Source organism: Streptomyces sp. DF42 (genome assembly GCF_058267695.1).
Window position 1 is genome coordinate 8332693 of record NZ_CM177859.1, and the last position, 25569, is coordinate 8358261.

Consider the following 25569-nt stretch of genomic DNA (forward strand, 5'->3'; position numbering starts at 1 on the left):
GCAACGCACGAGGCTCGCGTGCCGTTGGGAGAGGTGTTCGAAGTCTCAACCCTCAGACGCAGGAGCCGCGTTGGTTCCGTATTCTGCCGCACTCGACCTGCCGCACGCCCTGGTCGAGTGGGTCACCATGCTCATCGTCACCCGCGAGGGTGACCGCCGCTGCAAAGCTTCCACCGCACCAGCGTGCGCTGGTCGGTCTGGTGTACCTGCGCCGGCACGACACTCTCGCCCAGCTCGCTGCCGGGTTCGACATCTCTGTCGGCACGGCCCACGCCTAACACGGCAGCCGTCGTCGACCTGCTTGCCGACCGCGCCCCGGGCCTGCTGCGCGTCCTGCGCGAGTCCGACCCGGAGTGCGTCCTGCTCGACGGAACCCTGGCGGAGTGCGACCGGGTCGGCGACAGCCGGGCCGACTTCTCCCGCAAGCACCGCCGGCACGGGGTGAACGTGCAGGTGGTGACCGACCCAGCCGGTCAGCTGCTGTGGATCTCGCCCGCACTGCCCGGCCGCGCACACGATCTCACCGCGGCCCGCACCCACCGCATCATCCGGATCTGCGAACGCCAGGGCATCCCGATCCTCGCCGACCGGGCCTTACATGGGAGCCGGCCCATGGGTGACGACAGCTCTCAGACGCCCGCCGGGCCGTGACCTCACACCCACCCAGCAAACCGTCAACCGAGCGCTTTCCGCGGCCCGGGCCCCGGTCGAGCGTGGCATCGCCCGACTGAAGTCGTGGAGGATCTTCCGCAGGTCCCGGTGCAGCCCGAACCGAATGACGTCAATCGCCGCGGCCGTCCTCACCCTGGAGCGGCAACGCTGAAAATCCTCACTGTGCCGAAACCCCCTAGCACCGAATGGGACCGAGGTCCCGGGGGAGGGCGGCAGCATGCTTCTCCTCCGCTATCCGCTGCTGGTCCCGGTGCAGGGCGTCCGCTCGGTCCGCGGGGGTGACGGCCTCGCCGAGGGCGATCGCCGCTGCGCTGGTGGCGGGAGTCAGTGAGTACCGGACGGGAGAGCGGCTGGACCGCGTCGGTAGGTGCAGGCGGGCGACACCGGCAGGGAGTTCGGCACGCAGGGCACCGTGCCAGCGGATCCACAGTGCGGGGCGCCCCCGGAGGGCCTCGTCGCGGAGCTTGTCCACGGCGGTGCTGTCGTCCTCGCGGTCGATCTCCACGGCGACCGGAGGGGCCTCCTTGCGAACCAGGCGGAGATCCAGGTAGGCGGACCAGGGCGGCGACCAGTAGATGCGGCAGCCCCCGTTCATCTGGCGAGGCGGGTCGATGTAGCGCATTGGCGCTTCCCATCTGCTCCGCCAGCCTGACGCCTTCGCCCACCCTGCCACTGCGCGGGTGATGCACAGGGTTGCCTCCTTTCCCGTCAGACCGGTGAAGGCGAATCGGGTCTCGGACAGGTACGCGCGTAAGGCGGCGGCGAGGATCTCGGACTCGCCGGCCGCCGTCAGTTCGAGGGCCATCCGCTGATTCTCCGCCCGGGCACTGACAACGACCGGGACGCAGCTGCCGAACAGCGGGACCGCGCACGGACGTCGTTGCTCAACCGGTCGTGGGTGGTGGTTCTCCGGAAGCACACCCTCCCGATCACTGGGCGTACCTAGGGGCCTCTGCAACGCGGCGAGCTGCGGTACCGGAGGCGAGGGCCAGGCAAGACCTGGAAGGGACCAAGACGTTGGTGTGCTGGACGGCGTTGAGGAGCAGCTTGTTTCGGACAGGAGGGAACGCACGCCTGGCCAGAACTGCAGCCGTGGCACCTCTTGCTGGTTGGATAGGACGCGCCGAAGACTCCGAAGAACTACTACAACGAGTGGAGCTGCGACAACACGGCCTCGCCCAACGCCCTTACTGCGCAGGCTAGATAGACTCATCGGAGTCCGGCAACGGGCACCCGGGTCGCTGCGGTCACAGGCGGCAGGTGGAGTGGATTCTTCATGCCCCGGGAGGCTCTGTAATGCCGTTTGCGTCCGCTTCTGCGCTTCGCCCGCGCGACGGAACCCTCTCCGTTCCTGCGCCCACCAAACCGGCGCTCTGGCTCGCGACGGAGGCGCATGCTCTTCAGCGGTCCCGCCTCTGGGAAGCCGCCTCTTCGCTTCCGGCACTGTCAGCCCTCCTCCGCCCGTTGCGACATGCCGGCACGGAGAATCCGTTGCCGTTTCGCTCCGTGATCGGGCTTCACCTGGTGTTGGTCCAGGAGGACTGGGTGCTGCTCGGCCTCCGTGCTGGCACCGCCTGGTGCGACGGCTGGTGGCACGTCCCCGCGGGCCATCTCGAAGAGGGCGAATCCTTCCTCGCGGGCATGGTCCGTGAGGCTCGCGAGGAACTGGGCATCGCCCTCGCCGAGGAAGACCTGGTGCTCGCGCACACCGTCCATGACCACAACCCCAAGACTCGCGAGAGCCGTCTCCAAATCTTCTTCACCGCCACGCAGTACGCCGGGCGGCCGTACGTTGCGGAACCGGACAAGCGTGCGGAGCTGCGATGGTGGTCGCTCTCGGCTCTGCCGGAGAAGCTTCTGCGTTACACACGCCAAGCCCTGGTCTGCATTCAGCGGGGTCAGAGCGCGAGCACGGTGGGGTGGCCCGATGCCTGCTGACGACGGGCGCGAACCTGCAGGACTGATGGCGCCGCAGGACTATGCGCGCTCACGCGCGGCCTTCTGGGGCGGTGCCGCGGTGCTGTTCACCGATACGGAGGGCAAAGTCCTGGTCCTCGATCCGGCGTACCGGCCGGGCAAGCTCCTGTTGCCCGGCGGAGGTGTGGACCAGCCGGAGCTGCCCTCGGACGCGGCGGTGCGAGAGGTGACCGAGGAGCTTGGGCTGTCCGTCCGCGTACACCAACTGTTGGCAGTCGACTGGGTCAGCAAAGCCAATCCGGAGTACGCAACGGTATATGGCTTTCCTGGTGAAACGGTCTCCATATGGGACGGTGACGTCCTGGAGGAGAGCGACATCGCCCGGATTCGCTTGCCCGAGAACGAGATCACCTCGTTCCACTTCCTTCCGCCGACGCAGGCCGCACGCCGGATGCGCCCGATCGAGAGGCGACGCATGCTCGCTGCCTTGCGTGCCCGGATCGACCGTGCCGGACCCGCCGTGCTGGAGGACGGTGAGACCATCGGGCTCGGACAGGCACTGCAGCGATTGGACGTCGTCCCGCGCATTGCGATCGGCTACCAGGACATCGCCTGGCACCCGGCCATGGAGCCCGCTGCCGGCCTTCCCGTGAAACAAGCGTGGGTGTGGGCCTTCGACCCGCTCGGCCGGGTCGTCGTCCTCGTGGATCCGCGCGACGGCCATGTCGTCTTGCCAGGCGGAACGGTCGAAACGGACGACGACGGGCCGAAGGCGGCAGCACTGCGCGAAGCCGCCGAAGAGGCGGCTCTGCGCCTGCACGATGCCGCCTACCTCGGCTACCTCCTCGATCCGGACGGTGCGGTCTACGGCCCAGGCACCGGGGCGAACGCCCGGGCACGGTACATCGCACGCATCGACTCCCTGGGGCCGACGGCACCGGATGTCGCGACCGGCATCACCTACAGTCGGCTGCTGGTCAGCCCGGCGCAGGCGAGTGAGCTGCTCGGCCTCGGACGCGCCGGAGCCGAACAGGCCGAGTACGCGGCCCGAACGGCGGCAGCCCGCTGGGGAATTCCGCTGAGTCCGCCCCAGGCCGCGATCGAGATCCCCAGCACGGGCATGGCGGCCCTCCTGCCCTGACGTCCGCACCTGACCCGCACTCTCGTGCCGGATTCCTGCCGGCGCGCTGTCCTGCACTGCCTTTCCGGCCCTGGAGGAGGACTCTCATGTCCGGCGAACCTGACACCACCGAACAGGCTGTCGGCGGCCCTGACCGCGTGGTCACTGACGAGCAACGGGCGTACTGGGCCCAGGTCGAGGCGCCCATGGCCTCCTGCACCGCCTTGATCACCGATGCCGACGGCCGGATTCTCGTGGTTGACCCGACCTACAAGGACGGCTTCGACATGCCCGGCGGCATGGTGGAGGCGGGCGAAACGCAGATCGAGGGGCTGGAACGTGAACTGGCTGAGGAACTCGACCTGACCGGCGTGCCGATCGGCCGGTTCCTCGTCCTGGACCAGGTCCCCGCTGCCCGGTACGGGCGGGCCATGGTGGTCACGGTGTTCCACGTGGGCCCCCTCACCGACCAGCAGACACAGTCCCTGCGCTTCGCGGACGGGGAGATCGGCGCTGCCGAGTTCCTCCCCGTCGAGGAGGCCCTCGCGCGGCTGCCGCACCGCCTCTCCCGCCGCATCCAGGCGGCGCACGTCGCGCTTCTCTCGGGCGTGCCGGCCGTGCTGATCGACGGCACGTCCCACGTCCTGTCCATCCCGGCCGAATCGGAGGCGCGATGAAGCGGCTCCTGAAACGGGTCTGGAAGAGGGAACAGAATGTCTCCGGGTCCGAGGTCGCGCTCTTCGGCGGGGCGCTGCGCTACGACTTCGGCTGGGTACGCCACGAGTACGCGCGACTGGACACCAAATTCGGGCAGGCCGCCAGGATGGTGCCGGCGCTGGTGGGCAGCACCCTGCGCCTGGTCTGGCAGGCGGACCGCCGAGCCCTGTTGACCATCGGGATCGCCGAGGTGGGCCAGAGCATCACGCAGGTCGTCCTGGCCGCCAGTAGCGCTCTCTGGTCGCTGTACCTGCTGCGCGAGCTGGACTGGAGCCCGACCGCCCTCGGCATCGTCATGGGCGCCGGCGGTGCCGGCGGCATCCTCGGCGCCCTCGTCTGGCAGCCCCTGGAACGACACTGGGGCCCAGGCCCGGTGATGCTCGGAGCGCTCACCCTCAACCCACTCGCCCAAATCCCTCTGGTTCTCGTCGGACCCGGACTTGGCGGGCATGTCGCCATCGGCATCGGCATGGTCATCCAAACCGGCGCTGCGGTGTGCCACGGTGGACTCCAGAGGGCGGTCCGCCAGGAACTCGCCCCCGACGAACTCCAAGGACGGGCCCAGGCAACCGGAGCGTGGCTCGCCTTCAGTCTTCGCCCCTTCGCCGCCCTCGCCGCTGGCGGCCTCGGCATGTGGATAGGGCTCCGCCTCACCCTCACGCTCATCACCGCGGCCTTGGTCATCCCGTTCCTTGTGCTCTGGAACTCACCCGTGTGGGACTTGGGCACGGTCGCCCCCGCTTCCCTGACTGTTACCGAGGAGCCCGCGAACCCGTGACGATCAACAACCCGGCCACGTACTGGGATCCGCTGTGGACATCAGGGCGCCGCTACCGCCGCCTCAGTCTCGACGAGCAGCAGGTGACCGGCCAGTTCCTCGGCGCCGGCCACGGCCGGCCCGCGCTCGACGTCGGCTGCGGCGACGGTGTGCTTGCCCGGTATCTGCATGGTGACCTGGGATACCGCACCACAGCGATCGACTGTTCCTCCGCCGCGCTGGAGATCGCCCAGGCCGAGCAGGACACGTCCGACGGTCCACATTTTCAGCGGCTGGACTTCGAGACCGAGGACATCCGAGCGTTGCCGGAGGCGGGCTACGCCGCCGTCACCTGCCGCTTGGTGTTCGCCTTCATCAAGGACAAGGCGGCCTTCCTCGCCCGCATCCGATACCTTCTCCCACCCGGCGGGACGTTCTGGGTCGTCACCCCGCTCGCTGAACGCCTCCCGGACGAACGGAAATCCATCGGGATCAGCCCGCAGCACGCCGAATTGCTGACCGCGTCCTGGTCCTCGGTCCACAGCGAAGATCTGGACACGCTGCGCTGCTACGCGTTGCGCCCCTGACCCGGCCACCGATCTCTGGTCCCGGAGCTCTGCCGTCCACTCAGGTCAGGACTTCCCGCAGGAGGGTCAACAAGCCCTCCGTGTCGGTCAGATCAGGGACGACAACGTCGGCCCCAGCAGCGCGGAGTTCTGCCACCGAGTGGATCCCGGAGGCGACGGCGATGCAGTGTGCCTGGGCGTCATGCGCGGCGCGCACATCGCGGGGCGTGTCCCCGATCAGGACGGTCGGCGCGAGGAGAGGGATGCCGTAGGCGGCATGGATACGGGCACGGGCGGCGTCGACGAGACGCGCTCGATCGTCGCTGTCCTCGCCGTACCCGCCAACAGCCATGTCGAGCAGGCGATCAAGCCCGAACGCACGCAGCTTGACGTGGGCATTGGCCGAAATGTTGCCGGTGAGGACCGAGGAACAGATAGTTGGGTCCGCCGCGAGTGCCTTCAACGCGTCCTCGACACCGGGCAGGGCATGACCCCGCCGTCGCAGATCTTCCTCGCTGCAGCGGCCGGCTTCCTCCAGCGCCTGCTGCGCCCGCTCCCAGTCAGGATCCGGCAGACCGTGCCGGATGAACATCTCGCGCATGATCGCCCGGTCCGTACGCCCCTCCGTGGGAGCAGGCAACTCGGCCTCCCGCCCAGCTAGTGCCTTGAAGGCGCTGGCGTAGATCTCCTTGCTCACACCGGAGTTTTCTACAAGGGTGTGGTCCACGTCCCACAACACAATTCGCTGCACGGGACCAGGGTAGGCAGCGTGAACTACCTGTTAAAAGTGACCTTGTGGGACGTCCTGGCGTCCCGCAAGATCTTGCCGCGTCCCAGGACGTCCTGCGAGGATGCGATGGTGAACGAGCGGTTGCGTACGGTGATGCTCCAGCGGCAGATCACCCCCGAGGACCTCGCGGCCTCGTGCCAAGTTGATGTCAAGACGGTGGAGCGCTGGATCAGCATCGGCCGACAGCCACTCCGTCGGCACCAATGGGCGGTTGCGAAGCATCTCGGTGTGGACATGTCGTACCTGTGGCCGCCTGAGGAGGACGAGGCGCAGGGGCAGCCGACCGAGCAGACCGAACTGGTCGCTGCCTTTCCGAACCGCGCGAGCTTCCCGCAGAAGTCCTGGGTCCGCCTCCTAAAGACCGCTCAGGAACACATCGACGTACTGGTGTTCAGCGGCACGTTCTTCGCGCAGACCAACCCGCGCGTTGCGGCGATGCTTGCCGAGCGCGCCGACGCCGGAGTCCAGGTTCGCCTCTGTTTCGGTGACCCATCGGGCAAGGCGGTCGTCGTCAGGGACGAGGAAGAAGGCATCGGCGGCACCCTCTCAGCAAAGATCAGGGCGTCCCTCACCTACTACCGCAAGCTGATCGGCACGCCCGGGTGTGAGGTGCGCCTCCACGACACGACCCTCTACAACAGCCTCTTCCGCTTCGATGACGTGCTCCTGGTCAACCCGCACGTCTGGGGGCAGCCCGCCAGCGCAAACCCCCTGTTCGAGCTGCGGCGCCTGGAGGAAGACGGCTGGTTCGACCACTACGCCGGCAGCTTCGACGCGGTCTGGGAGACTGCAAAGCCCTGGTCACCCGAGTCCATGTGAGGAGCGCGGCCTGCGATGGGACGTACGGAGTACTGGTACGACGTGAACGCACCCAAGCCGAACACGTTGATCCCGGCGTGCAACATGCTGGTAGTCCGGGAGGCGGACGGGGCGATCCTCCTGCAGCGGCGCCGCGACACGGGGCAGTGGGCTCTGCCCGGGGGAGCCATGGACATAGGGGAATCCCCGTCGCAGTGCGCAGTCCGGGAATGCAAGGAAGAGACCGGAATCGACGCCGAACCCACCGGGCTCCTCGGCGTGTATTCGGTCCCTGAGCATGTGGTGGCCTACACGGACGGGGAGATCCGGCAGGCGTACGAGGTCACCGTGATCGGCCGGCCGGTCGGAGGCGAGCCCACGATCAACGACGAGGCCGACGGCGTCCGCTGGATCCTGCCCGGCGAACTGGACTCCTACGACATCCACCACTCCATGCGGAAGCAGATCGCCCACTACCTGGACGGCACATTCCCTCACGTTGACTGAGCGCCGGGCCTTCCTTACCGCTCTGCCAAGATCAGCCGGGCCTCAACTCTGTGTACAGCAGCTCGGAGATCCTCATCGGCTCGGCGGATGAATCGGCCGACGATGCTGTCGCGGTCATACCGAGTAAGGATCTCCGCCAGCCGGGCATCCACGGTGGTGGGGGTGCCATCCGGAGTGGTGGTCATATCGCAGTACACGAGAGCATCCACCAGCTCGGCGTGGTCGAGGATCGGGAACTCGGCCTCCAGCTCTTCCTGCAGCCCGCGCGCTTCCGCCTCCAACAGCGCGTACGAGTGGTTGGCGACCAGCCGTGCCAGGCGCTCGTCCGCGGCCGAACAGTCGCGCAGGTAGCGGGCGCCGTCCAGCGGATGGAACCCCGTCGTGGCGAGTGACGGCGTGTAGCCGATGTCGTGCAGCATGGCCGCGGCCCACAGCAGTTCCGCATCGTCGCCCAGGATCCCTGCCAGGGACTGGGCCCTTGCGGCAACGCCCTGCGAGTGTGCCCAACGACGAGGCAGGGGCTGGGCGAGGAGAGACCTGGCCAGGTCACGGGCCCAAATGGTGAGATCCATGCTGGGCAGACTATGACGTAAGGCGCGGGGGCCGGGCGGTGGTCGGCCGGACGTCCCGGGACGTCCGGCCGGTTCGATCCCCGGCCGGGCGGATGTCAGGCGGCGAAGGCGAAGTAGGTGCCGATGGCGAGGCCGGAGAAGAGCTGGCGGGGCCGTGGACAGGACGCGGCCATGTCCGGCGATCCGGTCGTACCGGCCACTGCGGGTGAGGTGGTCGATGATCGCCCCTACCGGGACGCCGGGGGTCAGCGCTCGGGCTTGGGGGGCCGCTGCATCAGCGCGGCGGCGGCCTCGTCGAGGGTGACCTTCTCGTGCAGCAGGGCGGAGATCACTTCCGTGATCGGCATCTCGACGCTGTGGGCATGAGCCAGGGCGAGAATCGCCTCGGCGGATTTGACGCCCTCGGTGGTCTGCCGGGTGGCGGCCGTCGCCTGTTCGACGCTCAGGCCGTGACCGAGGTGGGTGCCGAAGGTGCGGTTGCGGGAGAGCGGGGACGAGCAGGTGGCCACCAGGTCGCCGAGGCCGGCAAGCCCTGCGAGGGTGGCCGGGTGGGCGCCCATGGCCACAGCCAGCCGGGTGGTCTCGGCCAGCCCGCGGGTGATGAGCATCGCCGAGGCGTTGTCGCCCAGGCCCATGCCCGAAGCGATGCCGACCGCCAGGGCGATGACGTTTTTCACCGCGCCGCCCAGCTCGCAGCCGATCACGTCGGTGCTGGTGTAGGGCCGGAAGTACGAGGTGTGGCACGCCTGCTGGAAGCGGCGGGCGGCGTCCTCGTCGGGACAGGCGACGGTGGCGGCGGCAGGCTGGCCGTCCATGATCTCGCGGGCAAGGTTCGGGCCGGACAGCACCGCGACCCGCTCCGCGCTCACACCGGTTACCTCGGTGATGACCTTGCTCGCCCGTTCCCAGCTGCCCAGTTCGATGCCCTTCATCAGGGACACGATCAGGGTGTCGGGCCCGATGTGCGGCGTCCACAGAGCGAGGTTGGTCCGCAGGGACTGTGCGGGGATGGACAGCACGAGGTAGTCCGCACGGTGAAGCGCGGCGGCAGAGTCGGTCGTGGCCGCCAGGGAGGCGGGCAGTTCGACGTCCGGGAAGTAACCAGGGTTGCGGTGAACCGTATTGATCGCCTCGGCGATCTCGTCCCGTCGGGCGTGCACGATGACGTTGGTGCCGGCGTCGGCCAGGATCTTGGCGACTGCGGTACCCCAGGAGCCGGCCGAGAACACCGCCGCACGGGCGGAACGGTGCTGGCTCACTGCTGGGTCCTCTCGCCGGGCACGGGCCCCGCACCGGGGTGGCGGCCGGGCCCGGACATTCTATCGGCCGTGCCAGGCGCGGCCGGAACGTCGAGGGGCGCCGCAAGGTCAGCAGGACGGTGCGACGGCTTGTCAGCGCGGGCAGCACCCGGTGCGCCTCGCGCAGCGTTTCCTCTGTATCTAGCCCTGCTCGCGCACTGCCGCTTCCCGTTTCCGCGGCGCGGCTGAGGCGTCGATACATGTGCAGCGAGGCCCCGAACAGCGAGTGAGTATCTGCCGGAGACCTTCACTTCGCCCACGGCAGACGAGAAAGAGCCCGAAGAGACTGGAACCTGCTCCGGAAGCATGTCAACGTACAACATCCCGGAAATACCAGGTCATTGGAGGGGTGGGCTTTCGGGTCGGCAGGAGGCCGACCACGACGCTAGCCACCGGTATCTCACGCTGCTCGGCCTCCTCGTAGAGGCCCTGAACAAGGAGCATCACCTGTCGAATGCGACTCTCCGATCCGCCCGTTTCCCTGCTCCCCATCCGCTTGGCGACCTGGGCGCGCGGAGGCATAGGGGCGATAGGACTGTGGCGCCCTTTCCGCAGTGATGACTTTCTGTGTTCGCACTGCCGGGCTGCTCGGTGAGGGCTTGTTGCTACGCGGCGGACCGCCGGTACCGAGCGGTCTTCGCGCACTCGGCCCACCCCGGAGCCGCACCCCAGACGTCGCCCGGGTGTCAGTGTTCCCGGCCCTGGGTGTCTCGTCGTACTGGCTGTTCTTCTGAGCTGCGTGGGGCGAAACATAGACCACGATCGCCGGTTAGCCAAACCGGCGATCGTGACGACCATTTGAGGGCGTTCGCATGCGGCTGCGCTTGGCGGTGGAGCAGTAGCGGATGCAGTAAATGGCGCCGCAAACCCGTAGAGAACGGCACCGTCTGCTGGTGCCTTGATGGCCGCGGCGTCCCTTCCCTGAAGCGTTGCGGCCCTCCGTCAATGTGGCATTTTCACGGCCTTAAGGAGAGTGAGTAACCCTGTCCGATCCGATCAAGAAGTTGCCGCCGAACGCGAAGGGGCAGATCCGGTACCGGTTCGTGGTCGATGTCGGAATCGACCCCGCCACCGGGAAGCGCAAGCAGCTAACTCGTACATTCGGCACGCTGAAGGAAGCGAAAGCCGAGTATGCCCGCATCACCAACCGTCACCAGGAAGGGACGCTCGCACCGCCAAATAAGCTCACCGTGAATGAGTGGCTCGACCAGTGGCTGGCCATGAAGGCTGACGACTTGGAAGAAACCACTATTTACAACTACCGCATCACACTGGACCGGGTGCGGGGGAAGTTGGGCAACATCCGTCTTCAGGAACTCACTGAAGAGGACGTAGAAGGGTGGATGCACTGGGCGCTGAAGCACGGGCGCGTACGCGGCGGAAAGGCCGGAACTCCGCTCGGAGTGACGAGCGTGGACATGAGTGTTGCTCGACTGAAGGACGCTCTCAACCGAGCCGTGACGCGTCGGCTGGTGACCATGAACGTGGCCCAGCACGTGACCATTCCGCGAAGGGCACGCAAGGAGGAACGGAAGAAGAAAGAGGAGGTGAAGCCCTGGAACGTCCAGGAGGTTCAGGCGTTCGTGCAGGGTATCAAGGGGGAACGGCTCTACGCTCCGCTCCTGCTGTCCCTCATGGGTCTACGTCCGGCTGAAGTCTGCGGACTCCGGTGGGAAGACGTCGACCTGGACAACGCCACGATCACCATAGCCAACACACGGACGATGATGGGCAATCGGTACGTGGTGGAGAAGGACACCAAGTCCCTGGCCGGTGAACGTGAACTACCGTTGCCGGCTCCGGTGCTGGCTGCTCTCAAGTCGTTCAAGGCCCTCCAGGCCAAGGAGAAGCTGGCTTTGGGTGAGGCATACGCAGAGTCCGGCTACGTCTTGGTGCACGAGACCGGAGCAGCCTTTACGATCAAGCAGCTCCGTCGACGCGCGTATCGGCTCATGGCAATCCTCGGTCTCCGCCGAGTCCGTCTCTACGACGCTCGTTCGTCGTGCCTCACGTACCTGGCCAACAACGGCGTGCCGGATCACATCCTTGCGCGGTGGGCCGGACACACGAATGTGAAGACCACCAAGAAGTGGTACGTGAAGCCGGACGTCGAAGACCTTCGCGAAGCCGCCACAACGTGGGATGGCCTGCACGGTGCTGCGACGGAGGGGCAAGCGTGAGCCGGGCGGCCTACCGACCGAGCGACCTGCCCAACCGTATGGAAGCCAAGATCGAGGTGGACCCGGTGACCGGCTGTTGGCTGTGGACCGGCAGCTGCAACGGGAAGGCGCAGTCAGGCTACGGCCAGGTCTCTTACGAGGGAAAGACACAGCTTGTCCACCGTGTGGTGTTCAGGTTGCTGGTCGGTGAGATTCCGGAGGGCTTCCAGGTGCGTCATGCTGATCCTTGGGGATGGCACTTTACGCTTTGCTGCAATCCGGACCACCTGGAAGCCGTGCCGAAGAAGGAAGCTTTGCGGCGCAGGGACTGGGAGAGCGCGCGAGCCAGGAGGACGCACTGTCCCCATGGCCACGCGTACACGCCGGAGAACTCGTATCTGGATCCTCGAGGGTTCCGGCAGTGCCGGACGTGCCGCGCCGAGAGGGTCAGGAGCCGCCGGGTTCCCCGGGCTGTGTGAGATTTCGTGATACGTGAGAGGGTCTGAGGCGTGAGTGAGACACCGTCGAACACCCTGCAATACCGCTTTGACGGGCCAGAAGAGGCTCCCGTCCTGATCTTGGGTCCCTCCCTGGGTACCACATGGCACATGTGGGATCGCCAGGTGCCCGAGCTGGCCAAGCAGTGGCGTGTCTTCCGTTTCGACCTGCCGGGGCACGGCGGTGCGCCGGCTTACCCGGTGGGTGCGGTGGACGAGATCGCCACCCGGCTGCTGGCCACGCTCGACGCGCTCGGCGTGCAGCGCTTCGGTTACGCGGGCTGTGCGCTCGGCGGCGCGATCGGCCTCGAACTGGCGCTGCGCCACCCGGAGCGGATCGCCTCGCTCACGCTGATCGCCGCATCGCCCCGTTTCGGGACGGCGGACGAGTTCCGGCAGCGCGGAGTGATAGTGCGGACGAACGGGCTCGACCCCATTGCCCGTACGTCTCCGGACTGCTGGTTCACGGCGGTTTCGCCGCCGCGCAGCCCGCGATCACCGAGTGGGCCGTGCAGATGGTGCGCACCACGGACCCCGGCTGCTACATCTCCGCCTGTGAGGCGCTGGCCTCGTTCGACGTACGGGCCGAGCTCGGCAGCGTCGGTGTGCCGACCCTGGTCCTGGTCGGCTCCGAGGACCGGGTCACCGGACCTGCCCAGGCCCGCACCCTGGTCGCCGGCATCCCCGACGCCCGTCTCGCGGTCGTGCCCGGCGCCTCCCATCTGGTGCCGGTCGAGCAGCCCGCGGCCGTTACCGACCTGCTCGTCCGGCACTTCTCCACGGCCTGGCAGCCGGCCTTCGACTCGGCCACCGGCCAGATCGCCATCCCCGCGGCACCGGTCAAACCGGTCCTGGCCGCGCCGGTGCAACCTGCCCGCATGGCCGCCCCCATCGCTGAGATCGCGCCCGCAGTCGCCGTACCCGTGCAGATGACGGGACGGCCCGACCTCTACGACACAGGGCTCAAGGCGCGCCGTGAGGTGCTCGGCGACGCGCACGTCGACCGGGCGCTGGCACAGGCGGACGACTTCTCCGGGGACTTCCAGGAGTTCGTCACCCGGTATGCCTGGGGCGAGATCTGGGACCGACCCGGCCTCGACCGGCGCTCACGCAGCTGCGTGACCCTCACCGCCCTGGTCGCGAGCGGGCACCTGGAGGAACTCGCCTCCCACACGCGCGCCGCCCTGCGCAACGGCCTCACCCCCGGCGAGATCAAGGAGGTGCTGCTGCAGGCGGCCGTCTACTGCGGCGTACCGGCGGCGAACAGCGCGTTCAAGGTGGCCCAGCAGGTCATAAAAGAGGAGACGACTCCCACGGAGTGATCGTCAGCCGGGCAGTGGAAGCACCCGTCTCAGATGCCCGGGCTCTCGTGGATCGCGGCAGGATGGAGGCATGAAGCTCACGAAGAAGTCGCACGCCTGCGTCCGCATCGAGAAGGACGGCCGGACCCTCGTCCTCGATCCCGGTGGATTCAGCGAGGAGGACGCCGCCGTCGGCGCGGATGCCATCCTCGTCACGCACGAGCACCCCGACCACTTCGACGAGGGGCGGCTGAGGGCGGCCATGGAGGCCGACCCGGCCGCCGAGATCTGGACCCTCGCCTCCGTCGCGGAGCAGCTCTCGGCCGCCTTCCCGGGCCGCGTGCACACCGTCGGGCACGGCGACACGTTCACCGCCGCCGGATTCGACATCCAGGTCCACGGCGAGCTGCACGCCGTCATCCACCCGGACATTCCCCGCATCACGAACGTCGGCTACCTCGTCGACGGCGGCAAGGTCTTCCACCCCGGCGACGCGCTCACCGTCCCCGATCAGCCGGTCGAGACACTGATGCTCCCGGTCATGGCCCCTTGGAACAAGATCTCCGAGGTCATCGAGTACGTCCGCGAGGTCAAGCCGCAACGTGCCTACGACATCCACGACGCCCTGTTGACCGACCTCGCCCGCCCGATCTACGACCGCCAGATCGGCTCGCTCGGCGGCTCACAGCACCTGCGCCTGACCCCGGGAGAGTCGGCGGAGGTCTGAGCGACCCGGGCGGGGCCGGGTTGTCAGACCCGCCCGGTAGGTTGTGGGACATGCGCATCGCGACCTGGAACGTGAACTCGATCACCGCCCGCCTGCCGAGGCTCCTGGCCTGGCTGGAGAGCAGCGGCACGGACGTGCTCTGCCTCCAGGAGGCCAAGCTGGCCGAGGAGCAGTTCCCGTTCGACCAGCTGCGCGAGCTGGGCTACGAGGCGGCGGTGAACGCGACAGGCAGGTGGAACGGCGTGGCGGTGCTCTCCCGCGTCGGCCTGAAGGACGTGGTGAAGGGCCTGCCCGGTGATCCTGGATACGAGGGCGGCGAGGAGCCCCGCGCCATCTCGGCGACCTGCGGCCCGGTCCGCGTCTGGTCGGTGTACGTGCCCAACGGGCGCGAGGTGGGCCACCCCCACTACGCCTACAAGCTCCAGTGGTTCGAGGCCCTCAAGGCGGCCGTCGCGGGCGACGCGGCCGGCGGCCGCCCGTTCGCGATCCTGGGCGACTACAACGTGGCGCCGACGGACGACGATGTCTACGACACGGCCGCCTTCGAGGGCCTCACCCACGTCACCCCGGCCGAGCGCGCCGCCCTGGCGTCCCTGCGCGAGGCCGGCCTCTCGGACGTCGTCCCGCGCCCCCTGAAGTACGACCACCCCTTCACGTACTGGGACTACCGCCAGCTCGGCTTCCCCAAGAACCGCGGCATGCGCATCGACCTGGTGTACGGCAACGAACCGTTCGCCAAGGCGGTCACCGACGCATACGTGGACCGCGAGGAGCGCAAGGGCAAGGGCGCCTCGGACCACGCACCCGTAGTGGTGGATCTGGAGGTGTAGCGGACTCAGCCCGTCCGGCGTTCGATGACGAGGCGGAGGCCGGCGGGGGTCCGGGGGCCCGGCCCGCAGTGGCTCACGGCACCAGCGCCCGCAGGTCCACCGACCCGGCCATCGCGGCAAGCCCCACGTCACCGGGATGCAGATGGTCTCCGCTGTCGTACCTGGGCAGCATCCGCGTCGGGTGAGCGGGGTCGCGCACCACGCTGTCGAAGTCGAGTAGCCCGTCGAACACCCCGCCGCTCCGGATCCACGCGTTCACCGCGGAGCGCTCCGCGTCGACGGCAGCCGTGCACCGTGCCTCGCCCTCGCAGGGCAGGATCGTCGCGGCCAGCATCCGAAGGCCCCGCGCGTGCCCGCGGTCCGCGATCTCCCGCAGCCCCGCGATGACACGCTCCGCCGTGTTCTGCCACCGCACGTCGTTCACGCCTTCGAGGACGATCACCGTATGCGCCGAGGTCTGGGCGAGGACATCGCGGTCGAGCCGGTGCAGGGCGCTCACACCGGCGGTGTTCGTGGACACCCCGTCACCGGGGTAGGCGTCGGTGACCACCTGGTTGCCCGAGATGCCCTGGTTGAGCACGCCGTAGCGCGGGACCGCGTCCTGCCGGAGAAGACGGGTGGCCAGCGCGTTGGGCCACCGCCGGTTCGCGTCCTGCGTCGACATGGTGCCGTCGGTGATCGAGTCCCCGAGCACCACCACCGACCCCGGCCCGCCTCCCACGTCCACACCGGTCAGCAGCGGCCAGCTCGTCAGGGTCCTGGTGTACGCCGCCGAGGAGCCGTCCGCCGCATGGTCGCCCGGCTCGCTCACATACGACCGCTGCACCGCGAGCCGGTGCATGGGCGCCGCCGCCACCGTGTCCGGCAGATGGAAACTCACCAGCAGGTTCGTGTCCGCGGGCACCGCGAAGGTGAGCGGATCGCTGAACACCTCGGCCCCCGCCGGGATCTCCACACCCGCCGCGCCCCCGAACGACAGCGGCACCGGCACGTCCCGAGCCGTCGCCCCCGCCGCCTGCACGGCCACCGTCGCGCTCCCGATCCGCACCGGCGTCGCCGCGAACGTGTTGCCGAACCGCAGCCGCACCCGTGGCCCGCCCACCGACGTGTGCACCACCAGCCGCAACGTCCGGTCGCTCCAGGGCCCCACGGTCGCATGACCGGCGGTCGACGCGGCCCAACTGCCGCTCCAGCCCCGGACCGGCCCCCGTACGGCCAGCGCGAACACATGCAGACCGGCGGCCCGCGGCAGCCGCACCGAGGCGACCTGGCGCCCGGGAGTGAGCGGCACCGTCACGACGTACAGCTTGGCCTGCTCGGCGAGGCGGCCGGTGGGGGTGTTGATGTGCGGCAGCGCCACCGCCTTCATGGCGAGCGAGCCGGTGCGCCAGTCGGGGGCGGTCAGCCGGTATGCGGACCGGGTGCCGTTCAGGTACGACACCGAGCCGGTGCCGCTCACGTCGGCGCCGCCGGTGCCCGCCACCAGGAAGGCGAGCGCGTCACCGCGCCCGCCGACGCGCACGGTCTGTCCGTCGGCCCGTACGTTGTCCGGTTCGCCGGGCTCCCGGTGCGGCCGGGTCAGCCGGGCCCCCTGCACGGTGACCGCGCGGCCGGAGGTCCAGCCCGCGGCCGTCAGGTCCTGAGCCGAGAGGGAGGCACCGGATCCGTCGAAGTCCGCGGCGCCCGGACGGGCGTCGTCGCTGACCGCCGTGTTGTCGAAGAGCCGCTCCAGCGGCGGTGGTTCCCCTCTGCCGTCGGCCCGTGCCGATGTGGCCGGCACCAGGAACGCCAACGAGACGACGACAACCGCGAATCCCCGGACCTGTCGACGCACGGTCGACTCCTCCCGCTCACCGGTGGGACGAAAGACGCATCGCGAAGCTAGAGAGACGGCAGGGACTCGTCAACGAGCCATGCGCGGGCTCGGCGCGAAATCGACCGGAAGTGACCGCCCGCGCGCCTGTGGTGCGCACGGTGGCGCGAATGACACGCTGGGGGTATGAAGATCCCTTTTCTGGGCCACCGGCATGAGAAGCACGGCATCCCCGACCCGGAGGGCATCGCCGAACTTCTTTCCGAGTGTGAGCTGCTCCGTTCCCAGGCGTCCCGTGCGGGCGTCCAACTCGACGACTCCGCGGCCTCGTTGGAGGCGCTCGACCAGTTGCTGCCGCGCTGGCGGGACGATGCCGAGGTGCTGCACTGGCTCGGCAACGACGCGGGCCTCTACCTGGGAACCGTCATCGTGCGTACCGTGCCCGGGGCCGCCTGGGAGATCTGGCCGAGCGGCCAGCCCGTCGTACGACTGGCCTCCGGCCGTGAGTTCGACGTGGTGGCCTCGGGACACGAGTGGGCCGCCAGTGGGGCGCCCGAGCTCTCGCAGCTGTACGGCGAGGTCGCGGAGGTGTGAGGGCCGGGACCTAAGATCGACGTAAATACGGCTTATGCCCGAAAAGTGCGTGTCGTGACGTAAGTGCACTGTCGTCCGGATAGTTTTCGGCAACCGACACAGCTGAGAGTGAGTAGGGCTGCGTATGGCCGTCGATCCGTTGATCGAACTGCGTGACGTCAACAAGTACTACGGGGAGTTGCATGTCCTGCAGGACGTCGACCTCGCCGTCGGCAAGGGGGAGGTGGTCGTGGTCATCGGCCCGTCCGGGTCGGGAAAGTCGACACTGTGCAGGACGATCAACCGGCTGGAGACCATCCGTTCCGGCACGATCCTGCTCGACGGACAGCCGCTGCCCGAGGAGGGCAGGGCCCTCGCGCGACTCCGCGCCGACGTCGGCATGGTCTTCCAGTCGTTCAACCTGTTCGCCCACAAGACCGTCCTGCAGAACGTCTCGCTGGGGCAGATCAAGGTCCGTGGACGCAAGAAGGAGGAGGCCGACAGGCGCTCGCGCCGGCTTCTCGACCGCGTCGGACTCGCCGACCAGGCGCCCAAGTTCCCGGCGCAGCTCTCCGGCGGCCAGCAGCAGCGTGTGGCCATCGCCCGCGCCCTCGCCATGGAGCCCAAGGCGCTCCTGTTCGACGAGCCCACCTCCGCCCTCGACCCAGAGATGATCAACGAGGTTCTCGAGGTGATGCGGCAACTGGCCCGTGACGGCATGACGATGGTCGTCGTCACCCACGAGATGGGCTTCGCCCGCTCCGCCGCGAACCGCGTCGTCTTCATGTCCGACGGCCGGATCGTCGAGGACCGCGCCCCCGACGAGTTCTTCACCGACCCGCGCAGCGACCGCGCCAAGGACTTCCTGTCCAAGATCCTCAAGCACTGAGCCGCAGAGCCGAACCCGCCCGGCGGCAGCCGGAGATCACTCCTTGCGCAGCGGAATCGACACGTACGAAGGGTCGTTCGCCGGCGAGGAGAAGGTCAGCTGAGCGCCGGACGGGTTGTGCTCGATGTAGAGCGGGTCGACCGTGTCGACCACCAGGGTGAGCCGATGCCCTGCCGGGACGTCGTAGGCCGTGGAGAACAGCTCCAGGCCGAGGCTGAACGGCTTTCCGGGCGTGCGCCCGTGGAAGGTGTACGGCGCGTTGCTGACCAGCTTGCCGAGGCCGAGCGGCCCCACGTCGTAGAGGTAGGCGACGAGGGTGCCGCTCTCCTTGGTCGGCGTGACCGTGGTGTGCAACTCGGCCGTACCGCGGATCTGCTGGGCCGTGGCGTACTTCTCCGACTGCCATACGGCGGCCCAGCGGCGCGGCAGCAGGGGGATCGAGGCGACCGGGGGCAGCTGGGCCACCTGGTCGAGGATGCTGGACAGGAAGACGATGCCGCCGTCCGCCCCCGAGTCGACGTTCGTGTGGATCGTGGTCGTGCCGGCGAGGGCGATCTTCCGCTCGGTCGCGGCGACCGACTTCCAGTCCGGGTAGCCCTCGTAGCCGCCCGTGGAACGGGGCTTGAGCTGGACCGGCTCCTCACGGTCGATCCCGTTGTCCTCGCCCTTGAGGTAGTGGTCGAACCAGCGCTCGGTGTCCGTCCAGACGTCGTTGGGCAGACCGAAGAGCCCGGTCAGCTCGGCGGTCGCGTGATCGCCGGGGCGGAACTCCAGCCGCTTCGGGCCGGTCAGCTTCTCGTAGAAGTCCGCGTACTGGTTGGGCGGGAAGACCGTGTCGCCCCAGGCGTTGGCCATCATGACCGCGGCGCCGTTCTTGTTGAGTTGGTCCACATATGAAGCGGCCGAACGTTTCTTCCCCCAGTTGATGAGGTCCTGCTCCTTGGTCAGGTTGGAGGCGTAGAAGTCGTTGAAGACCTGGCGGGCCTCGGGGCTCTGGCGGCCGGTGACCAGGCTCGCGGCGTCCAGCACTGCCGCCGCCTGGACGTGCTGGGTGCGGCCGGAGTAGATCGAGCCGATCAGGTCGGCCCAGCCGCTGAGGGACGCGACCGCCTTGATGCGCTTGTCGTGCGCGGCGGCGATCAGGCTGATGCCGGCGCCGTACGAGACGCCCGCCATGCCGATGTGCTTCGAGTCCGCCGGGGTGTGGGCGAGAGCCCAGTCGATGACCCTGGAGGCGTCGGCTATGTCGGGCGGCCCCGCCACTTCTATCTCGCCGCCGGACTGCCAGAAGCCCCTCACGTTGTAACCGACCACGATGTAGCCGGAGTTCGCGAGCTTCTGGGCCTGGGCCAGATACTCGACCTGGGGAAAGCCCCAGCTCGTGGGGAGCACGAGCAGCGGGTAGCGGCGCGTGCCGTCGGCCCCCGCGGGCGTGGTGACGTTCGCCTTGAGGGTGATGCCGTCGTCGCCGGTGATGTCGACGAAGCGGACGGCGCTCGCCGCCTGCGCCGTGGGCGCGAGCCCGAGGATGCCGCCGGCGACCAGGGTCGCGGAAACGGCACCCACGGCCGTCGTGCGCAGGGTCTTGCGATGGTGTCCCACAGGTCACTCCTCACTCGTGTCAGTGCAAAGTGACCGAACGGTAACCTTGGCCGCTTACCGGAAGTAACCCGTCGGTAAGTTACGTGGCAGTAACGATTGTTGTGGTGTGAATGAATTCAGGAGGCCCGGTGGGAGTTGCGCGCGGCTGTGGTGGTTGGAGGCAACTCCGTCTGCGCCGCCCGCGTCACGTCCGCGACCAGCTCGACCACATCCGGGCCGTACGCCTGCGAGTTGACGATCTTCAGCAGCAGGACGAAGGAGCTGTTGCCGTGCTTGCGGGCCAGGCGCTCGTGGTTGCGGGCGAGGTAGCGGGTCGCGGCCTGGTTGGTGATCGCGGTCTGGCCGCAGAAGAGGAAGACCGGACGGGCGTTGGGACTCTGATCGACCGTCAGCCGGGCGAGGAGCGCGTACTCCTCCCTGCCCTGTTCCACACGGTGGCGCTCGGTGCCGATCTGGAGGGCGCCGCGGTCGGGGCCCGGCTCGGCGTCCACGTTCACCCGCACCCCCGGCAGCAGCGAGGCCAGATGCGCCGTCATGCGCCGGTTGGACGCCGGGCCACCCACGCAGAACTCGGTGCGCTCGCCGAAGCCCTGACGAGCCGCGTCGTGCGGGAGTATCTGCGCGTGAGCGTTGCAGTCCTTGATCAGGGCGGCGAGTTCGAGCAGCGCGAACACGTCGTACCGCATCACCGTGAGCTCGGGTCCGCCGGCGCCCCGGTTCACCACCAGCAGCGACTCGGAGTTGTCCGGCAGTCCGAAGAAGGCCTGCTTGCGCCGTAGTTTGCGCCGCCACAGATAAGTGCGGGCCACCCAGCCAAGCCCGGCACTGATGCCGGCCGCGACCAGCCCCAGGACGATGTTGCGCACGTCGTCATTCATGGGCGCGCATGCTAGCGGGCCGAGGGAAACCCCCGTTCGAGTCGTTCCTGACGAGAACATGTCGTTGGATTAAGCTGCGCGGACGGTCCCTCACTGGAGGTGCGCATGCGTCGTTCCGCCGCACGGAAACTGTCGGTTCTGGCCGTCTCGGTCGCCGTCGTCTCGGTGGGCGCGGCAGCGCCGCCCGGTGCCGCGGCCAGACCCGTCGGCAAGACTCCCGTCGCCGTCGGCTACGGCGGCGCGGTCTCGAGCGTCGACGCGGACGCCTCCGCCGCCGGCATCGAGGTCCTGAAGAAGGGCGGCAACGCGGTCGACGCGGCCGTCGCCACCGCCGCGGCTCTCGGCGTCACCGAGCCCTACTCGTCCGGCGTCGGCGGAGGCGGCTACTTCGTCTACTACGACGCCAAGTCCCGTACGGTGCACACCATCGACGGCCGGGAGACCGCGCCCCTGAGCGCCGACTCCGACCTCTTCGTCGAGAACGGCAAGCCGCTCGCCTTCGCCGACGCCGTCAGCAGCGGTCTGAGCGTCGGCACGCCGGGCACGCCCGCCACCTGGCAGACCGCGCTCGACACATGGGGGAGCAGAGGACTCGGTACGGTCCTCAAGCCCGCCGAGCGAATCGCCCGCGACGGCTTCACCGTCGACGACACCTTCCGCTCGCAGACGGCCTCGAACGAGACGCGGTTCCGCTACTTCCCCGACACGGCCAAGCTGTTCCTGCCCGGCGGGCAGCCGCCGGCGGTCGGCTCCACCTTCAAGAACCCCGATCTCGCTCGCACCTACGAGGAGTTGGCGAAGAAGGGTGTCGGCGCGGTCTACCACGGGGATCTGGGCAAGGACATCGTCCACACCGTGAACAACCCGCCTGTGGACCCGGGTGCGGGCTGGAACGCCCGCCCGGGAAAGCTGTCCGGCAAGGACCTCGCGGTCTACCGCGCGCGGCTCCAGGCGCCCACCAGGACCTCGTACCGCGGGCTCGGCGTCTACTCCATCGCGCCCTCCTCATCCGGCGGCACGACCGTCGGCGAGGCGCTCAACATCCTGGAGCGGACGGACCTTTCTAAGGCGAGTGAGGTCCAGTACCTGCACCACTACCTGGAGGCCAGCCGCATCGCGTTCGCGGACCGCGGGCGCTGGGTCGGCGACCCGGCCTTCGAGGACGTGCCGACGAAGGAACTGCTGTCGCAGAAGTACGCCGACTCGCGGGCGTGCCTCATCAAGGACGACGCGGTCCTCACCAGCCCGATGGCGCCGGGTGACCCCCGGCATCCCGCGGCCTGCGGCTCGGCCGGCACGGCGGCACCTACGACGTACGAGGGTGAGAACACGACGCATCTCACGGTCGCCGACAAGTGGGGGAACGTCGTCTCCTACACGCTCACCATCGAGCAGACCGGCGGCAGCGCGATCACCGTGCCCGGCCGCGGGTTCCTCCTCAACAACGAGTTGACCGACTTCTCCTTCACCCCGGCGAACCCGGCCGTGCACGACCCGAACCTGCCCGGGCCGGGCAAGCGGCCACGGTCGTCGATCTCACCGACGATCGTGCTCGACCAGCACAACAAGCCTGTGGTGGCGCTCGGTTCGCCCGGTGGCGCGACCATCATCACCACCGTGCTGCAGACGCTCACCGAGTTCCTCGACCGTCACCTGCCGCTCGTCGAAGCGATCGCCGCGCCGCGCGCCAGCCAGCGCAACGCGGCCAGGACGGAACTCGAACCCGCGCTCTACAACGACACCGGCGCGAGCGGCCTGAGGGCCCAGCTGGAGGCCATCGGGCACTCCTTTGGCCTCAACCCCGAGATCGGCGCGGCCACGGGCGTCCAGCGGCTGCCGGACGGGAAGTGGCTGGCCGCCGCCGAGAAGGTACGACGGGGCGGCGGCTCGGCGATGGTGGTGCATCCGGCTCCGTGATCAGAGTTCGGGGGCGGTCGGCAGGTCCTCCGTGCGGAAGGCCAGCCGGCCGTCCTCGACGTCCACCGTCACCCGGCCGCCCTCGCCGACCCGGCCGTCGAGCAGCAGCCGCGACAGCCGGTTGTCGACCTCGCGCTGGATGGTGCGGCGCAGCGGGCGGGCACCGTACTCGGGCTGGTAGCCGCGCTCGGCGAGCCAGTCGACAGCCGGGTCCGTGAACTCCACCATGACGCCCCGCGCCTGCAGCAGACGGCGGGTCCCCTCCAGCAACAGGCGGGTGATCTGGCGCAGTTGGTCGCCCGTGAGCTGACGGAAGACGACGATCTCGTCGATGCGGTTGAGGAACTCGGGCCGGAAGTGCTCGCGCAGGGGGCGGAGGATCTGCTCGCGCCGCGCCTCCTCGTCGGCCTCGGCACCGCCCGCTCCGAAGCCGATGCCGGCGCCGCGCCGGGTGATCGCCTCGGAGCCGAGGTTGCTGGTCATCACGATGACCGTGTTGGTGAAGTCGACCGTGCGGCCCTGGGAGTCGGTGAGCCGCCCGTCGTCGAGCACCTGGAGGAGGATGTTGAAGACGTCCGGGTGCGCCTTCTCGACCTCGTCGAGCAGGAGGAGTGAGTACGGGTGGCGTCGCACGACCTCGGTGAGCTGGCCGGCCTCCTCGTGGCCGACGTAGCCGGGAGGGGCGCCGACCAGCCGGCTGACGGTGTGCCGTTCCTGGTACTCGCTCATGTCCAGGCGGACCATGCGCTCCTCGCTGCCGAACAGGGCCTCGGCGAGTGCGCGGGCCAGCTCGGTCTTGCCGACGCCGGTCGGACCGAGGAAGAGGAAGCTGCCGATCGGCCGGTCGGGGCTCGCGAGCCCGGCGCGGGAGCGCATGACCGCCTCGGCTACCACGCCGACGGCCTCCTCCTGTCCCACGACCCTCTCGTGCAGGTGCTCCGCCAGGCCGAGCAGCTTCTCCTTCTCCTCCTGGGTGAGGCTGCTGACCGGGATGCCCGTCTGCCGGGACACCACCTCGGCGATCGCCTCGGCGGTCACCTCCAACTGCCCCTCGTCGGCCTCGTCACCACCCGAGGTGTCCGCGATCCGCACCTTCAACTCGGCGATGCGATCGCGCAGTTGAGTCGCCGTCTCGTACTTCTCGTCGGCGACCGCCTGGTCCTTGTCGCAGGTCAGCTGCTCGATCTCGCGCTCCAGGGCCCGTACGTCCGTGCCCTTCGTGCGTGCCCGCAGCCGTACCCGGGCGCCGGCCTGGTCGACCAGGTCGATGGCCTTGTCGGGCAGCCGGCGGTCGGTGAGGTAGCGGTCGGACAGCTCGACGGCGGCCACCAGGGCCTCGTCGGCGTAGCGGACCTGATGGTGGGCCTCGTAGCGGTCGCGCAGCCCGCGCAGGATCTCGACGGTGTCCGGCACGGACGGTTCGGGCACCAGGATCGGCTGGAAGCGGCGGGCCAGCGCCGCGTCCTTCTCGATCCGGCGGAACTCCTCCAGCGTGGTGGCGCCGACGATGTGCAGCTCGCCGCGGGCGAGGGCCGGCTTCAGGATGTTCCCGGCGTCCATCGCCCCGCCCTCGCCGCCGCCTCCGGCGCCGACGACGGTGTGCACCTCGTCGATGAAGACGATCAACTGGTCGGAGTGGGCCCGGATTTCGCCGACGATGTTGTTCAGACGTTCCTCGAAGTCACCCCGGTAGCGGGTGCCGGCGACGACCCCCGTGAGGTCGAGGGCGACGACCCGCCGCCCGATCAGCACGTCGGGCACATCGCCGTCGGCGATGCGCTGCGCGAGCCCCTCCACGATGGCCGTCTTGCCGACGCCCGCGTCACCGATGAGCACCGGGTTGTTCTTGCCGCGTCGCGACAGCACCTCGATGGTCTGCTCGATCTCCTCGTCCCGCCCGATCACCGGGTCGATACGGCCCTGTCGGGCCAGCTCGGTGAGGTCGCGGCCGTACTTGTCCAGGGTGGGCGTGCCCGTGGCACGGGAGTGCTCGGCACGGCTCTGGACGGTGTCCGCCGCCTCGGGCGGCCCGGTGGGCGCGAAACGGGCCGAGTTGAGGATGTGTCCGGCAGCCGAGTCGGGGTTCGCGGCCAGGGCGCTGAGGACGTGCTCGGGGCCGATGTAGCCGGCCCCGCTCGCCCGCGCCAGGTCATGGGCGTCGAGCAGGGCACGCTTGACCGCGGGGGTGAGGGAGAGAGAGGTGGGCGCAGGCGCCTCCTCCGGCGTGTGCTGGGCCGGGCCGGAGCGCTCGTCGATCTCCGACGCCAGCGAGTCGGGGTCCGCGCCGGCCCGGCTGAGCAGACTCCGGGTCGGCTCGCTGGAGAGCGCGGCACGCAGCAGATGCTGGGTGTCGAGATCCCGGCTGCCGTGCTCGGCCGCATACTGGGCGGCGCCGCGGACCAGTTCCCGGGCGGGCTGGCTCAGCAGCCTCCCGATGTCGATCTGCCGGGGGCCCTGACGTGGGCCGCCGAAGAAGCGGGCGAGGAATTCTCCGAAGGGGTCATAGCCTTCTGGTCCGCTGAAGCCGCTGGTCATGGCGTTCCCATCCGGCGTCCCTGCGCGGGCCGGGGACGCCCTCGCTGATCGACGTGCCGGGATCGGGTAACCCGGGCGGGAGCCGGTTACACCCGGGGGCGCGCGTTCGTAGAACACCTTCGCACGGATGGGGG

The 25569-nt window shown here is 69.0% G+C and carries 22 protein-coding genes and 2 pseudogenes; 16 read left to right on the plus strand and 8 right to left on the minus strand.

Translation table 11 applies throughout. The annotated features are described in order from the left end of the window. Nucleotides 1-70: 70 nt before the first annotated feature. Nucleotides 71-823 (plus strand): annotated as a pseudogene (locus tag ACYUED_RS38315) (transposase). A 24-nt stretch (nucleotides 824-847) separates the two neighbouring features. Here the strand turns inward: ACYUED_RS38315 and ACYUED_RS38320 are convergent. Next, nucleotides 848-1477 carry a hypothetical protein gene (locus ACYUED_RS38320; RefSeq protein ID WP_491289018.1) on the minus strand — a complete coding sequence of 210 codons (630 nt, stop codon included), beginning with the start codon at nucleotides 1475-1477 and terminating at the stop codon, nucleotides 848-850. A gap of 686 nt (nucleotides 1478-2163) precedes the next feature. Between ACYUED_RS38320 and ACYUED_RS38325 the strand changes: the two genes are divergently transcribed. The 5 genes from ACYUED_RS38325 (at nucleotide 2164) to ACYUED_RS38345 (ending at nucleotide 5770) form a co-directional block, all read left to right on the plus strand. Then, nucleotides 2164-2610: an NUDIX hydrolase gene (locus ACYUED_RS38325; RefSeq protein WP_491289019.1), complete on the plus strand. Its 447-nt coding sequence runs from the start codon at nucleotides 2164-2166 to the stop codon at nucleotides 2608-2610. Continuing rightward, a complete protein-coding gene (locus ACYUED_RS38330; protein WP_491289020.1) occupies nucleotides 2600-3730 on the plus strand; it encodes an NUDIX domain-containing protein in 1131 nt (376 codons plus the stop codon). Before ACYUED_RS38325 ends, ACYUED_RS38330 begins: the two co-directional genes overlap by 11 nt. An 86-nt stretch (nucleotides 3731-3816) precedes the next feature. Further along, nucleotides 3817-4386, plus strand: coding sequence for an NUDIX domain-containing protein (locus ACYUED_RS38335; RefSeq protein ID WP_491289021.1), 570 nt, complete (start codon nucleotides 3817-3819; stop codon nucleotides 4384-4386). After that, nucleotides 4383-5204, plus strand: a complete 822-nt coding sequence (locus ACYUED_RS38340; RefSeq protein ID WP_491289022.1) for an MFS transporter — start codon at nucleotides 4383-4385, stop codon at nucleotides 5202-5204. Before ACYUED_RS38335 ends, ACYUED_RS38340 begins: the two co-directional genes overlap by 4 nt. Beyond that, nucleotides 5201-5770 carry a class I SAM-dependent methyltransferase gene (locus ACYUED_RS38345; protein ID WP_491289023.1) on the plus strand — a complete coding sequence of 190 codons (570 nt, stop codon included), beginning with the start codon at nucleotides 5201-5203 and terminating at the stop codon, nucleotides 5768-5770. Before ACYUED_RS38340 ends, ACYUED_RS38345 begins: the two co-directional genes overlap by 4 nt. Nucleotides 5771-5810: 40 nt before the next feature. Here ACYUED_RS38345 and ACYUED_RS38350 read toward each other — a convergent pair whose 3' ends face one another. Then, nucleotides 5811-6500, minus strand: a complete 690-nt coding sequence (locus ACYUED_RS38350) for an HAD family hydrolase (RefSeq protein ID WP_491289024.1) — start codon at nucleotides 6498-6500, stop codon at nucleotides 5811-5813. A gap of 108 nt (nucleotides 6501-6608) precedes the next feature. Between ACYUED_RS38350 and ACYUED_RS38355 the strand changes: the two genes are divergently transcribed. Together ACYUED_RS38355 and ACYUED_RS38360 are read left to right on the plus strand one after the other, a co-directional pair. Then, complete coding sequence (locus ACYUED_RS38355; protein WP_491294618.1) at nucleotides 6609-7358, plus strand: XRE family transcriptional regulator; 750 nt, start codon at nucleotides 6609-6611, stop codon at nucleotides 7356-7358. A 15-nt stretch (nucleotides 7359-7373) separates the two neighbouring features. Further along, nucleotides 7374-7844: an NUDIX hydrolase gene (locus tag ACYUED_RS38360; RefSeq protein WP_405745144.1), complete on the plus strand. Its 471-nt coding sequence runs from the start codon at nucleotides 7374-7376 to the stop codon at nucleotides 7842-7844. Nucleotides 7845-7858: 14 nt separating this feature from the next. Here ACYUED_RS38360 and ACYUED_RS38365 read toward each other — a convergent pair whose 3' ends face one another. Both ACYUED_RS38365 and ACYUED_RS38370 read right to left on the minus strand, forming a co-directional pair. Continuing rightward, nucleotides 7859-8416 carry an HD domain-containing protein gene (locus tag ACYUED_RS38365; protein ID WP_491289025.1) on the minus strand — a complete coding sequence of 186 codons (558 nt, stop codon included), beginning with the start codon at nucleotides 8414-8416 and terminating at the stop codon, nucleotides 7859-7861. Between the two features lie 245 nt (nucleotides 8417-8661). Continuing rightward, the gene (locus tag ACYUED_RS38370) at nucleotides 8662-9675 is read right to left on the minus strand and encodes an NAD(P)H-dependent glycerol-3-phosphate dehydrogenase (RefSeq protein WP_491289026.1); all 1014 of its coding nucleotides are present in this window, start codon (nucleotides 9673-9675) and stop codon (nucleotides 8662-8664) included. A 1043-nt stretch (nucleotides 9676-10718) separates the two neighbouring features. Here ACYUED_RS38370 and ACYUED_RS38375 point away from each other — a divergent pair. The 5 genes and pseudogenes from ACYUED_RS38375 to ACYUED_RS38395 all read left to right on the plus strand — a co-directional run bounded on the left by ACYUED_RS38375 (nucleotide 10719) and on the right by ACYUED_RS38395 (nucleotide 15228). Next, the gene (locus tag ACYUED_RS38375) at nucleotides 10719-11894 is read left to right on the plus strand and encodes a site-specific integrase (RefSeq protein WP_307169345.1); all 1176 of its coding nucleotides are present in this window, start codon (nucleotides 10719-10721) and stop codon (nucleotides 11892-11894) included. Nucleotides 11895-11932: 38 nt separating this feature from the next. After that, complete coding sequence (locus tag ACYUED_RS38380; protein ID WP_491294620.1) at nucleotides 11933-12352, plus strand: HNH endonuclease signature motif containing protein; 420 nt, start codon at nucleotides 11933-11935, stop codon at nucleotides 12350-12352. Between the two features lie 30 nt (nucleotides 12353-12382). Further along, nucleotides 12383-13692 (plus strand): annotated as a pseudogene (pcaDC, locus tag ACYUED_RS38385) (bifunctional 3-oxoadipate enol-lactonase/4-carboxymuconolactone decarboxylase PcaDC). Nucleotides 13693-13762: 70 nt separating this feature from the next. Continuing rightward, nucleotides 13763-14398, plus strand: a complete 636-nt coding sequence (locus ACYUED_RS38390) for an MBL fold metallo-hydrolase (protein WP_491289027.1) — start codon at nucleotides 13763-13765, stop codon at nucleotides 14396-14398. A 50-nt stretch (nucleotides 14399-14448) separates the two neighbouring features. After that, nucleotides 14449-15228: an exodeoxyribonuclease III gene (locus ACYUED_RS38395; protein ID WP_491289028.1), complete on the plus strand. Its 780-nt coding sequence runs from the start codon at nucleotides 14449-14451 to the stop codon at nucleotides 15226-15228. 73 nt (nucleotides 15229-15301) lie between these two features. Here the strand turns inward: ACYUED_RS38395 and ACYUED_RS38400 are convergent, their stop codons facing one another. Continuing rightward, nucleotides 15302-17062: an SGNH/GDSL hydrolase family protein gene (locus tag ACYUED_RS38400; RefSeq protein ID WP_491289029.1), complete on the minus strand. Its 1761-nt coding sequence runs from the start codon at nucleotides 17060-17062 to the stop codon at nucleotides 15302-15304. Between the two features lie 165 nt (nucleotides 17063-17227). Between ACYUED_RS38400 and ACYUED_RS38405 the strand changes: the two genes are divergently transcribed. Further along, nucleotides 17228-17635, plus strand: a complete 408-nt coding sequence (locus ACYUED_RS38405) for a DUF6278 family protein (protein ID WP_491289030.1) — start codon at nucleotides 17228-17230, stop codon at nucleotides 17633-17635. A gap of 124 nt (nucleotides 17636-17759) precedes the next feature. Beyond that, nucleotides 17760-18503, plus strand: coding sequence for an amino acid ABC transporter ATP-binding protein (locus ACYUED_RS38410; RefSeq protein WP_491289031.1), 744 nt, complete (start codon nucleotides 17760-17762; stop codon nucleotides 18501-18503). Between the two features lie 36 nt (nucleotides 18504-18539). On the opposite strand, the gene ACYUED_RS38415 is transcribed toward ACYUED_RS38410, so the two are convergent. Continuing rightward, nucleotides 18540-20105: an alpha/beta fold hydrolase gene (locus tag ACYUED_RS38415; protein WP_491289032.1), complete on the minus strand. Its 1566-nt coding sequence runs from the start codon at nucleotides 20103-20105 to the stop codon at nucleotides 18540-18542. A 116-nt stretch (nucleotides 20106-20221) separates the two neighbouring features. After that, complete coding sequence (locus ACYUED_RS38420) at nucleotides 20222-20983, minus strand: hypothetical protein (RefSeq protein ID WP_491289033.1); 762 nt, start codon at nucleotides 20981-20983, stop codon at nucleotides 20222-20224. 105 nt (nucleotides 20984-21088) lie between these two features. Between ACYUED_RS38420 and ggt the strand changes: the two genes are divergently transcribed. Then, entirely contained in the window at nucleotides 21089-22900 is a 1812-nt protein-coding gene (gene ggt / locus ACYUED_RS38425) for a gamma-glutamyltransferase (protein WP_491289034.1), read from the plus strand. Here ggt and ACYUED_RS38430 read toward each other — a convergent pair whose 3' ends face one another. Next, nucleotides 22901-25435, minus strand: a complete 2535-nt coding sequence (locus tag ACYUED_RS38430; RefSeq protein WP_491289035.1) for an ATP-dependent Clp protease ATP-binding subunit — start codon at nucleotides 25433-25435, stop codon at nucleotides 22901-22903. Between the last annotated feature and the right edge of the window lie 134 nt (nucleotides 25436-25569).